This window comes from Parundibacterium terreum (assembly GCF_014636315.1).
Lineage (GTDB): Bacteria > Pseudomonadota > Gammaproteobacteria > Burkholderiales > Burkholderiaceae_D > Undibacterium > Undibacterium terreum.
This window is the reverse complement of the sequence record NZ_BMED01000012.1, coordinates 1-12,654: the sequence shown is the minus strand read 5'-3', so window position 1 is coordinate 12,654 and position 12,654 is coordinate 1. Positions and strand designations below refer to the sequence as shown.

General features: G+C 52.6%; 7 protein-coding genes. 5 read left to right on the top strand and 2 right to left on the bottom strand.

Features of this window, described 5'->3' with window-relative positions; all coding sequences use genetic code 11:
• Positions 1 to 3,996, bottom strand: a 3,996-nt coding sequence (locus IEW12_RS28670; protein ID WP_229751415.1) for an ATP-binding protein, incomplete at its 3' end; no start/stop codon positions are given.
• 1,114 nt (positions 3,997 to 5,110) lie between these two features.
• Here IEW12_RS28670 and IEW12_RS28665 point away from each other — a divergent pair.
• The 5 genes from IEW12_RS28665 to IEW12_RS28645 all read left to right on the top strand — a co-directional run bounded on the left by IEW12_RS28665 (position 5,111) and on the right by IEW12_RS28645 (position 10,109).
• Positions 5,111 to 5,509: a PRC-barrel domain-containing protein gene (locus IEW12_RS28665; RefSeq protein WP_188569589.1), complete on the top strand. Its 399-nt coding sequence runs from the start codon at positions 5,111 to 5,113 to the stop codon at positions 5,507 to 5,509.
• 59 nt (positions 5,510 to 5,568) lie between these two features.
• Complete coding sequence (locus IEW12_RS29170) at positions 5,569 to 5,775, top strand: diguanylate cyclase domain-containing protein (protein WP_188569588.1); 207 nt, start codon at positions 5,569 to 5,571, stop codon at positions 5,773 to 5,775.
• Between the two features lie 483 nt (positions 5,776 to 6,258).
• The gene (locus IEW12_RS28655) at positions 6,259 to 7,893 is read left to right on the top strand and encodes a Na+/H+ antiporter (RefSeq protein ID WP_188569587.1); all 1,635 of its coding nucleotides are present in this window, start codon (positions 6,259 to 6,261) and stop codon (positions 7,891 to 7,893) included.
• 1,033 nt (positions 7,894 to 8,926) lie between these two features.
• A complete protein-coding gene (locus IEW12_RS28650) occupies positions 8,927 to 9,631 on the top strand; it encodes a helix-turn-helix transcriptional regulator (RefSeq protein WP_188569586.1) in 705 nt (234 codons plus the stop codon).
• Between the two features lie 184 nt (positions 9,632 to 9,815).
• Complete coding sequence (locus IEW12_RS28645; RefSeq protein ID WP_188569585.1) at positions 9,816 to 10,109, top strand: hypothetical protein; 294 nt, start codon at positions 9,816 to 9,818, stop codon at positions 10,107 to 10,109.
• 147 nt (positions 10,110 to 10,256) lie between these two features.
• Here the strand turns inward: IEW12_RS28645 and IEW12_RS28640 are convergent.
• Positions 10,257 to 12,654, bottom strand: a 2,398-nt coding sequence (locus tag IEW12_RS28640) for a PAS domain S-box protein (RefSeq protein ID WP_229751414.1), incomplete at its 5' end; no start/stop codon positions are given.

Sequence of the window (12,654 nt, the reverse complement as noted above, 5' to 3'; positions counted from 1 at the left end):
GGTGCGAGCAGCATAACGTATCACTGACGTGGGAAGCTGGTCCGCGGAAACCGGCGTCTCGCAGAGGTTGATCGAAACTGAGCTGCCGCAAGTCTTCGCTTCCGCCTGGACAACGAATTCGCCGTCCCGGGGAAAAATCAGCAATCCACGGTCTGCCCCGGCATGCTCGATTGCCATACGCAACAGCGATTCGATCAGCTTTTCCGGGACGATCTCTCCCGAGATCGACTGCGACACTTTTATCACAGTGGCCAGATCCAGATCCTCGACCTGTGCATCGATCATGCCGGTCGAGCCTGGGGCTCGATTGTCCAGCCTTAACTCCGGATTAAGCCCATCAATTTGTCGCACCTTCCCATGGGCTCCCCAGCGCTGATAGGCGCGCCGCGCGTTTCCTAGATAGAGATGCGCAAACTCTTCGAGGCCGTGCGCCACGTAGAAACGGGCAGCCAGTTCGTAAGATAGCGCCTCGTTCTGAATAAAGCCATTTGAACGCGCTAAGCGAATGGCGCGCTCGTACAGATCCATTGCCTCAGGTAAACGTCCGTCAATGCGTGCAATCTCCGCGTCAACCAACACCGCCCGATCTTCGAAATTTTGGGGGCAGTTTTTCGCCCATTCTCGGAGTTGCCTCTCGTGTGTTGTCAGCGCCTCTCGATGCTTTGGGTGCGGATCGGAACCCATGGGTTCGCAGCGGGCCGCAAGGGAGAGGGCGGCATAGAAATGGTATTCCACCCTCTCCACCAGCATGACTGAAAGCGACGTTGCCGTCGAATAGTATCTCTCCGCCTTTTCCGCGGCGTCGACAGCCGACACATAGTCACCTGAGAAGAATCTCGCCTGCAACTTTCGGATCCAGTAGAAACATTCAGGCATGGCCTGAGCCGGATGACCGGTGAGACGCGCCTCGAACGAGCCCTCGGTGAACGAGCCATCGTCAAGCGTGCCGAATTTCGCGGTTTCGCCACGGAGCGAACGCACGAGTGTGAACGCGGGCAACATCATGTCGGTAGCGAGTCCAAACTGCACTGTGCGCACAAACTCCAATCCTTGTTCTGATTCACGCTCAACGCTATCGAGTGGGGCGCCCGAAGCGAAAAGATCGGAACTGAAAGTGCGGCAGGCGTAGGCAGCAAACGTCGCGTCGCCTTGCTCGTTTGCGATCTGAAAGGCACGGCGAGCCTGATCGATCCCTTCCCGCAGCTGTCTCGTCCACGGTACCACGAGCGCGAAGAGCAGGTAGGCTTTTCCTGCCAGGCGGGTCAATCCGCGACGTTCGGTCAAATCGCAAGCGACCTTTCCTAGTCGATACCCTGCGTCGTGGTGGCCGAAGCGGTCGCCGGCGATTAGCGCGACCGCGACGTAGTGCGCAGGTGCGCCGTCGCTGTTGCCACGCTCCAGGTTGAGATTCGCCGCCCTACAGGTGGCGAGCGCGTACAAATTTTCGTCGGTGAATAGCGCCGGGGCGCCTAGGTTGATGAGCACGTCGAGCGTCGCGCGAGACTCTGGATCTTCCATCAGCGGCAGGTCGATGATCTCCTCGATCTGACGACTTCCGAGCTGGGACCATATCCGTTCATACTCGCAATGCGCTTCCTGTGGGGTAGGATGGGCTGTCCAATCGATGCCCACATGCCGGAGATATTCCAAACCGACCGCGACCGCCCGGTCGCAGTCCCCTAGCATCGTGTAAAGATCCACGCGTCGGCTCGCGACAGCCGCTCGTTGAACCGTGCCGGCAGCGCGCGTGGCAAGCACAGCGAGACGCTCTTCCACGGATGATAGCCCGCCGATCCAGAGCTCGCAATCGGCCCGATGCAGTTCCAGGGTGAAGGCAAGCTCCTGCTGGCGCTCCCATGGATCCCCCCGCAGCAGAGCTGCGCCGGCGCGCAGATAAGTCAGCGCAGAGGCGCAGGCGGACGAGGCTTTCGCACGCTTGCCGGCGATCAGGTTCAACTCGGCGAGCTTCTCACGCTCGTCCTGTAAGGTGATGAGATGTGTAGCTCGGTTGAGGTGGTTGACGATCTCGAAGATCATCTCCGAGAGCTTTTCCGGAGGGATGCTTGAAGCGAGCACCCTGCCTATCTGGAGATGGGTCTGCGCACGGACCTCCTCCGGGACCAAGGAGTAAGCCGCCTCCTGAATCCGGTCGTGCACGAAGCTGCAGGAATGCTCTGAGCAAGTGATGAGACCAGCCCGAATTGCTTCCCGAAGCCGGTCCAGGAGATCGTTTACCGGACACTGGGAAATGGTTTCCAGTAAGGCGATCTCTGCGCCGTTTCCCATGCAGGCAAGCAGTTGCAGGTCTTGTAGGATTTCATTTGGCAGGCGGGTCAGCTTTCCGACCATGAGTTCCACCACATTGTCGGTATAACCCTTCGTGTGGATACGGTCGAGGTCCCATGACCAGTGCGCCGCGTCATGATCGAAGACAAGCATTTCCTCTTCTGTGAGCGATGAAAGGAACTGAATGGCAAAGAAGGGATTTCCTGCGGTCTTGTCATACACCAGCGACGCGAGTGGCGCAACCCGCTCCGGCTTACAGCGAAGAGCGTCCGCCATCAAGTGTTGGAGATGCTCTGGGGCAAGTGGTGTGAGTGTGATCTCTACCAATTTGCCGCCGTCGGCCTTGATGGCATCGAGTTTGTTCATCAGTAGATGCGCGGAATTAACTTCGTTGTCGCGATAGGCACCGATCAGCATGAGATTTCGCGGATGGGAGCGGGTCAACAGGTCCTCTATCAGGTCAAGCGTCGCCGTGTCGAGCCATTGCAAATCGTCGAGGAAGAGCACTAGCGGGTGTTCCGGTCGGGCAAAAACACCGATAAACCGGCTGAGTGCTAGCTGCGCGCGACGTTGCGCGTCTTGTGGAGGTAACTCCGCGACGGGTGGAGGCGCTCCGATGATGAGTTCCACTTCGGGAACGAGATCCACAACGAGTCCAGCATTCGGCCCCAGCGCCTCCTGAAGAGCCTCTCGCCAAACTGCGAGCTCCAACTCTGTTTTGCCAAGCAATGGCCGTAATAAACTTCGAAAGGCTTGCGCCAACGTTGAATAGGGAATGTCGCGCTTGTACTGGTCGGCCTTACCCACCGCGAAAAGCCCGCGCGGAGGTACCAGCGGCCTATGCAACTCGTTGACGATGGCTGACTTGCCGATTCCGGAATATCCCGAGACCAGTACCAACTCCGGGGTTCCGTTTTTAACGATGCGCTCGAAGGCCGCGAGCAGGGCCTCGACCTCGCACGATCGTCCGTACAGTTTCTCGGGAATCATCAGCCGGTCCGGTATGTCGCCCTCTCCGATTGAAAATTCGTCGATGTATCGCCCAGTTTCCCATTGCGCGAGGCAGCGTTGCAGGTCTGCTTCAACGCCTGTCGCGGTCTGATAACGTTCTTCCGAGGCTTTCGCAAGCAATTTCATAATAATCGCTGAAAGCATGGATGGCAGGTGGGTTACGCGTACATGCGGAGGCACCGCCTCTCGAGCGATATGGCAGTGCACCCATTCCATCGGATCGGTCGCGGTAAAAGGTAGACTTCCAGTGAGCATCTGGTAGAGCGTCACGCCGAATGCGTACAGATCGCTGCGGGAGTCTACCGAACGATTCATCCGCCCGGTCTGTTCCGGCGCCATATAGGCAAGCGTACCCGCTATAAACTCTGGCGGCTCGGGCGATGGACGCTCCTGTGTAATCTGCGACGCGAGGCCGAAGCCTGCGAGGCTGACTTGGCCACTGTCGGGATTTACCAGGATATGGGCCGGCTTTATATCCTTGTGCACAAGCCCACTCTGGTGGACTTTGGCCAACGCCGCTGCGATGCCAATGGCGAGGCGCAAGAAGCGGCCGGATTCCATCGGTGCATTGAGAATGAGGAGATCGTTGAGTGGCTTGTAGTTGGAATTCTCGGGAACAAGGACTGCTCCGTCGTGCCGGCGGAGCAGCAGAGCGCTATCCACATCGAGTTCGTTTCGGTTCATGTAATGCAGGTCCATTTTGGTGCTTGCTCTAGCCGTGAGCACCCGCCCACGACGGCTTCAGGAGTGACGCCGTTCTTGTAGTCTGCGAAACGCCGGAAGCACCCGCGCTGCAGGATGGCCGGTGATGATCGAGCCTACGGTTGGCTTATTACGACCATCAAAGCGGCATAGGAGAATACAAGATACTAGCTGTCTTCAATAAGTCATCTCGGCTGGCACATGCGACATTAGATGTCGCAAAGTGAAGATCGCTGAGTTGCACGGAGTTCTTCCCAGGCGTCTACAGAGGCTAGAAGTGGCAAGCGGTGTAAGGGGCGCAGTCAGTACCACAAATTTGTTTCCCATCAGAAACTACAAGTCTACAACTCGGCATTCGATGATGCCATTACATATTTATTTAATGTACGAGAGCGCTATACCCTTTATTTTTTTGCCGGTACGCCATCGAGCGCAAACCAAAGCGTCATGTACTTTCTCCGGTCAGAGCGACACTTTGCTTGTATTACTACTGCGAAGTTAACCATATCAGGGCGGATTTCAAAAGTTAGTGCCCAGCATATAGATTCTGTTGCACAAGTATTTTCGAGCGGCGCATTGTAAATAAAAGCTCTGACTCCTTCCTTCAGTCTGCACGGAGGCTTGCTTTCAAATCAGCAATATTTTCCATATGCGGATTGCGCTCCTTCTCGGAAATCGGATTACCGTAAATCTCCAAAATGGAAAATGCGAGCGAAGCATTTCATCCTCTTCAGTCGTGACTTTCATTAATTGTCAAAGTCTTTTTTTTCGCCATCTTTGAAACATAATAAATATTTCCCAAGAACTCGGCGCAAAGAATGCGCTGGCAATTTTAATCTGGGTTTTGAAACCAAGTGAGTTTTCCGCAAAGAACCATCGTTCTCGCACCAAACCTAAATCTGCATCTCAAAAAAATAGATAAAGTAATGGCTGAATTGATTCTTTTGATTTTATTAATTTGAAATGCTACGACTCACGTCGAATCGATACATTTTCATGAATGGGATATGGCCTGTATGACCATAGACAATTTCCGAATTTCATCGATTAGCTGAGATCTTTAGATTTGGAATCATCGCGCCAAACTCAACTATCAACTATGGAGAATACAATGAAACGGTTAATACTAGCGGCATTCACAGGTACCATAATTATGGTCTCAACGATCGCAGAAGCACAAATCGTCGGATCAACTTCTGTCGGCGTCGCCGTAGTAGAACTGCGCGAAGACGCTCTGGGTTGGAGTGCAAAGCATCAGGTATTAGGAAAGCCCGTTTTTAACGCAAAAAACGAAAAAATCGGTAAGATCGACGATATTGTGATCGCTCCTGACAAGGCGGTCTCGTTTGCGATTGTGGGCGCCGGCGGCTTTCTAGGTGTCGACAAACATGATGTCGCTATACCTGTAAGTGAATTGAAGCAAGACAAAGGAAATTTCGTCATTGACGGAGGAACTAAAGAGGCACTTAAGGCAATGCCTCGATTTATTTATTCTGTTGATTTACACTGAGCCTCGATTAGATCGAATAGGTGGTCGGGCGGTTCTTGCTAAGCACTTATTTGGCGGCGATGAGGCCAACTATACATTTAACACCGAGCGTTTATCTCAAACAGTTTAAACATCTCAACGACAGAACCGGACATACTTTGGGCGATCTTCTAGTTCAGGAAATAGCCACACATCTGATCAGATGTTTGCTTACTGTCGAACCTGTTTTAGGCTCCCTTGTCATTTCGTCTTCTATCAGATTGACCTGTACAGCCAGCTCTTCCTGACTTGTTCAGGCTTCCACTGGCCTAGGTTGTCGAGTGCCGGCCGATAGCCGAGTGTTAAGTGCTGTCTTTTGAGAGTATAAAATACTTTGTCCCATTCGAGCGTCGCAGATTTCATTTCAGCATGAATGATCGGTATCGCAGGCCATGACACCGATCATTCATGAAACTGGTAAACCAACCCTCGGTGGGTATTGATCCTACACTCAAGGAACGGCTATGGCAGCCATTGTATATGCAAGACTAATAGAATAAAGCTCTCTTGCGATATAGCGGTTCAAGTAACAATCATTTTCTTTAATGGACATGCCCTCAGATAATAGCCGTTCCCACATAAGCACGCGCGCGCGAGGTTCTCTTGCAAGTCTTAGGATGGGATAGAGACGCCATGGGGGATGAATAGCCTTGTTATGCTATCAGATGGAGAATTTCGTTCCCATTGTGGCGAAATTCCGGTTTGCACGGACTCATTAAACGAGAGTAACTATGAATTCATTTGAGATTGTGCTGGCCATGCTACTGGCAGTGGTCGCCAGCGGCTATCTGCTGCGTCTGCTGCCACTTCCCTTGCCGTTGCCTTTGCTACAGATAGCGCTGGGTGTGCTAATTGCCGTTTTTTTCCGGAACGGTGTCATGTTGGAGCCGGATATCTTCTTCATTCTGTTCCTGCCGCCTTTGCTGTTTTTGGACGGCTGGAGGATTCCGAAAAACGACCTACTGCGTGACAAGGGCATCATCCTGGCAATGGCGCTGGGCCTGGTCGTATTCACAGTGCTGGGTGCCGGGTATATGATCCACTGGATGATTCCCTCCCTGCCACTGCCGGTGGCGTTCGCGCTGGCGGCGGTTGTGTCCCCGACCGACCCTGTTGCGGTCTCATCGATTGCCGCGCGTTCGCTGTTTCCAAAGCGCCTGACGCATATCCTTCAGGGCGAATCAATCCTTAATGATGCTAGCGGACTGGTGTGTTTTCGGTTTGCTGTCGCCGCTGCGACGACCGGTACATTTTCATTTACCTCAGCTACGTTGGCTTTCCTATGGCTCGCTGCAGGCGGAATAGCTATTGGAGTGATTGTCACGCTTCTGATCACCGGTGCCCAGCAATGGCTGACGCGCCGCCTTGATGAGCCGGTGGGATCGTCAATCCTGGTCAACATGCTGTTGCCCTTTGGTGCCTATATGGCAGCCGAGCATTTGCATACGTCGGGCATCCTCGCTGCCGTTTCCGCCGGGATCGTGATGAGCCACGTGGAATTGAGTGGGCAAACATTAGCTTCCACGCGTATCAAACGATCAGCTGTGTGGGATACCGTGCAGTTCTCACTGAATGGCGTAATGTTCGTGCTTCTCGGAGAACAACTGCCGCACATACTACGCGGCGCCGGCGAATCAATTGGCCAGGGCACCCATATGAGCCGCTGGTGGCTGGCGGGCTACGCACTTGCTATCAGCACCGGCTTGATTATGCTACGCTTTATCTGGGTCTGGGGAACACTACGGCTTATGATGTTTAAGCAGAGCAAAAGCCATGCGAGAGTAACCAGGCTGCAACTGCGATTGGTGCTTGCTACGTCGCTGGCCGGCGCGCGCGGCGCTATTACGCTGGCAGGCGTGATGACACTGCCGTTGACGTTGCCCTCTGGCGACGTGTTCCCAGCACGCGACCTGACGATTTTACTGGCCAGCGCCATTATTCTGCTATCGCTGCTTGCGGCCAGCATCGGTCTGCCCCGTCTCCTGGGTGGGATGTATTTTCCGGATGAACCGGCTGCACTACAAGCAGAGGATCGTGCTCGGCGGGAGGCAGCTGAGGCGGCAATAGCAGCGATAGGGCAGGCGCAACTAGAACTGATGTCTCGGAGTCCCGACCCAGAAATTTATCCGCAGGCAGCAGCATACGTGATTGGACTATACCAGTACCGTCTCGGTGCCGATAGCGACAGTGACTTCGGGGAGGGCAGGTCCCATGAGCGCGACCATGCCGAAAAAGTGCTGCGACTGGCTGCTCTACAGGCTGAGCGCACCACGATCTTCCAGTTGGCGTTACATGGCCAACTGTCCGACGATTTTTCGCGCAAGTTGGTGCGCGAGATAGACCTAATTGAAGCCCGCTATCACTAGCCCGACTTGGACACCATACTGGCTATCCTGCCGCGAGATTTCTAAACTATCATGCGACAGATGAGCGCCTCTTAAATGAAGCGGGGAAACACTTTAATAGTGCGCCTAGTATGGGACTCCACTCCTGACAACCACACCAACAGAATTATGTCTCAATGAGAAATTCCCTAATTTATCGATGGCTAGGTCACAATAGCGCTCCCTAAACCAAAAACTGGGCAAGGCCATAAGCAGGCACTTGATACCTTCAGCGTGTTCTTAAACAACGACAATTGGAATATCAATATAAAGGGAATTGTCAGTGAGAACGGACGGCTCGGTTTGTATCAGGTCAGAACCGTCGTCAAATCAGACAGCAGCGGATCTTCCACTTACGTCTCCTTGTATAAATTTTCTCCCCTCTAGCTACATTTCATCAATGTGGTGATCCGTACCGTCAAGTTGAAACACGCGCTTCCCCAAATCAATCCCGAGAATATCGATATCCCTATCAGGCCTCCGTACACGAAATGGATGAAATGCTAGTTTGCTCCGATTGGTGGTGTCGGGTCCATCTCAGTAAATGAACATCCTAGTCGATTCACCACGATTGAGACTCAAATGCAGGTCAATTTATGCCCAAATCTCCCATCGAATCCAGTCATTTCCCGTGCAAATCGACCGTCCTCACGAAAAACTAACTAGATTCAGTAACCCCCCTCTGAGCACAGTGACTAAAGCAGAGCACGTTATCAAAAGACGATATATCCCCGGTGGCGCATATTTCGCCTATCGGATTTAGTCGGCTTCGATCTGCGGCACATTGCTAAGGAGGGGCCGCCGTCCTTTGTGCTTATGTTCGAATTTTTTTCGATGACCTAGACCTACATAGCGATGCTACCGTTGCAAATATTGGCCGAAACTCCGCGCTATCGCAACAAACAGGTACTGCAAGAATCGTTATCCAAAGAGGAACACGTGTCGAATAACTTTTACAGCAAATCGAGCATCGGCAAATTTTCTCGAAACTTCTTCCTGCGGGGTGTCATTTATTATGGAACGAGAACTTACATTAATGAGAGGGATAACATCACTATATGATGATCAGTCAGAGGAAGTTCATGACCTGTCATCATCATTGATATCCGTCGGCATTATCGAACGTGAAAGCATTACTCTAGAAGGGCTGGTAACAATTCTCAACCGGGCCTCCGACATCAACCGCTCTGCACCGCACGACCCCGAGGAAAGTATTGGCGCATATATAGAACGTACCTGTCCAAATGTCCTAATTTTTGCTCCTGATGGTGAGCTCAATTTAGCCGATTTGGAAGCGATTCGCCAGCGATATGCGCACATTAAATTTCTCCTATTGATTCGATCGAGAATTGGATTTGATGTTGCCTCTGTCCTAGAAGTCGGTGTGAGCGCAATAATCTCAAAAGGGGCGAGAGCGGAGGAGTTGCTCGCCGCTATACGTTCGATTTCACGAGGCGATCCTTACTTATCGCCGGAATTTTCCAGTCAACTGGTCAAAAAATTTTCCTTTGGATGCCTTACTCCGCGGGAACGAGCGGTATTGGAAGAAATGGCAGTCGGGTTGAGCACAAAACGAATAGCGCGTAGGTTGGGAATTTCAGAGGGCACCGTCAAATGCCATATCAAGAAAATATTTGAAAAGCTTGGAGCGGGCTCTCGCTCACAGGCCATTTTCATCGCAGCGCAGCTCGGTCTTTTGCCTATATTAAGTGCGAAGTGAGTCGTCGTTTTTGCAAAAGAATCCGATCATATGCAAATAAAAAACTGAAAAAATCTCCCTAAATTGGGGTATGGCGAGGGAATGCTCCGTCCTCTATCCTTAACGCGTATGGGAGCAGGAAAGTCTTTTATTTGCGTCCATTTGTTGACGGATTAAAGAATTTTCAATTTATGGGGGAATGCTCGTGACATCAGAATATACGTGGCCTGACAAGCGCGAATTCGCCAGTAGCTTTGGCGGAACAACGAATGAAGCAAGAGTTAAAAATATCCGTGAAATTAATATTCGCGAGAGAGGCATAGCCGCGCGCATCTATGAATTTCATCATGATTTTCAGTCTACTCAATTCGTAGAATCTAGAGATCAGAAGCAGAAGGCGAATCGCACCAGCAAGCCTGATCCTATACTACCAGTGACAGAACATACCGAGTCAGACTTCAATCCGACAGAAACAGTGAACTTGATTGCTAGGAGGTGAACAAGTATAACGCGCCATGAATTGAAGATCATCCATCGTTCGAAATGGCCCATAACAAACTTAAATTTGCAAACCTATGCCAAATGGTCAATGAGATTATGTTCGACGGATAGTCGATAAGAGCGAAGGTAACATGATCGTTCAAAGTTACATTGCATCCGAACGTTTCGTAGGTAGGCTGAAGCTAAAGGTCACGCCACGGACATCATTGTGCACTACCCAGATACTGCCAGCGTGCGCTTCGACTATGGATCTAGAAATCGCCAAACCCATGCCCATTCCCTCTTCCTTCGTCGTGGTAAATGGCTCGAATATCTTTTCTATATCGACCAATCCTGCGCCTTCATCGTGAATGTCGACTACTACGTTTTCTCCGTCATGCCGGGACCGGATTAATAAAAATTTTTTTTGCCCAGTAGTAACCGATAGCGATTCGATAGCGTTACGCACGAGGTTGACGATAACCTGTTGAATCTGCACTGCATCGGCCCTGATCATCGGGACATCGTTGGCTAACCGAGTCTCAAGGAAAATTGAGTTCGCGTGAATTTCGTCATCCATCAACTCGCATATCTGAAGTATCAGCTTGTTGACATCAAGATCCACCTTCGCAGGAGCCGTGCGCTTGAACAACGCACGAATACGACTTATTACGTCTGCGGCAGCGTATCCATCACGGACAATAGAGTCGGAACTCAGACGGGCTTTTTCAATGTTGGGCGGTGTCGCAACCAACCAACGCCGGCACGCCTGCGCGTTGGCGACAACGGACTGCAGCGGTTGATTGATCTCGTGGGCGATGGAAGCGGACAATTCGGCGACAGTCGCCATCCGCGTTGCATGTGCAAGCTTTTCCCGTGCAGATCGCAGCGCATCTTCCGCTCGTAAGCGCTCGATAAACTGGCCAACTTGGCTAGCGATGGAATTAAGCATTTGCAGGAGATCGTGGTCAGCATCGCGGACCTCACGACTGAAAAATTCAATCACACCCAGTACATCGTTCTTGAAAGTAATAGGAAATGCGAAGGCCGCTCGGAGCCCCTCCTTCGCAGCAATTTCTGTGCGCTGGAACTCCGAGCCGAGCGCCAAGTCGGAAATCCATACTGGTTCACCACTAGACCATACTTTCCCGGAAAGCCCTGTGGCGAAACCGCCGGCTCCTGATGCAGATACGTTGCCGGTTTCTGCATTCGTGGTCAAGGGCCAAGTTTGCACGCATACGAGCGTACACGAATTCGAATCAACCCGCCAAAATGCTGCACAGTCCAAATCGAGTGCCTCACACATTTCGCGCAAAATGCGCGGTCCTGCCTCTTCAAGCGAGCCCGTTTCTGACAGTGTTCGCGTAACGCCAAACTGTGCGAGCATCCGTTGTTCACGGCGCTTGCGGTCAGTGATGTCGGTGGCGAGAGCAATTGCAAAAAGGCGCTCGCCTCGGTTGAACGCACGTGCACGGACTTCGACGGGGAAGTGGCTTCCGTCCTTGCGTTTGCGGCGGCCGTGGAATGTGGCGTTTCCGTCCTGGATCAAACGCTGTTTAATCTGCAGGGTTCTTTCCGCTGTGACATCGTAGTCGATCTCACAAGTGCGCATACCGATAAGCTCTTCACGTGCGTAACCTAGTGACTCGCAAGCCTGGCGGTTCACGTCGAGCACAATTCCATCTTCGTCGTACAGAAAAATGGAATCCGTTGCTTGGTCGACCAAGATTCGGAATCGTTCTTCGCTCGTCCGCAACGCATCCTCGCTGGCTAGCAAGTCACGGTGAGCAAGTGCGCTCGCCAGTGCGTCCTCTAGGCGACGGCCAATTTCTTCGAAGAGCCGTCGCTCCACTGCTGACCAAGAACGCAAATGCGAGCACTGATGCAGTCCGAACAGGTAAGGGTTGTCGCCTTTAGGGCGAACTGCAACCGCAATCGTCGATAAGATGTTGAATCGGTGACGAAGTTTCGCCGGGATGCGATCCGCCACTGCTCCAGTAGCCTGCAGCACGTCGCGTAGGGATTCTGCCGTCTCCGCATCCACCGGAATCTCCTGGCCAAACACCAAAGCGCCGGGATAGTCTGGATCTGTATGCTCCATCACTGCACGACAGGTTTGAGCTTCGGGATCACAAGGATATAACAGCCATGCCCTATCGCTACCAAAGATCGCACGCGCTTCCTCCAACACTCCACTCGTCATACTCTCGACTTCGTTTGTCCGTTGCATGGCGCGGTTGATGCGGTCCATGCACTCAAGAAACCATAGATGTTCCTCGCGCTCTTCATCCGCCCGCCTTTGCTCGGTGATATCCATCACGGTGCCGATGTATTCGATCACCCGCCCAGAGTGGTCCCGAATCGGGTGCCCCAGGCTACGGACGGTTCTCACGCCGGTATCGGAGTTCACGCGTCGGTACTCGGCTTCCCAGTCGGTGCCTTCGCGCAAGGCCTTCTCAAAGCTTTCCACGACTCGGGCGCGGTCATCCGGATAAACGTCTTCCGCTACTTGTTCGAACGAAGGCAGGCCCTGCGCAGGGTCACGGCCCATGACGCGATAACAC

What these genes read in the sequence shown, in the direction of transcription:
- IEW12_RS28650 (WP_188569586.1), top strand. Translation starts at nt 8,927, where the DNA reads ATGGAACGAGAACTTACATTAATGAGAGGGATAACATCACTATATGAT.
- IEW12_RS28655 (WP_188569587.1), top strand. Translation starts at nt 6,259, where the DNA reads ATGAATTCATTTGAGATTGTGCTGGCCATGCTACTGGCAGTGGTCGCC.
- IEW12_RS29170 (WP_188569588.1), top strand. Translation starts at nt 5,569, where the DNA reads ATGAGGCCAACTATACATTTAACACCGAGCGTTTATCTCAAACAGTTT.
- IEW12_RS28665 (WP_188569589.1), top strand. Translation starts at nt 5,111, where the DNA reads ATGAAACGGTTAATACTAGCGGCATTCACAGGTACCATAATTATGGTC.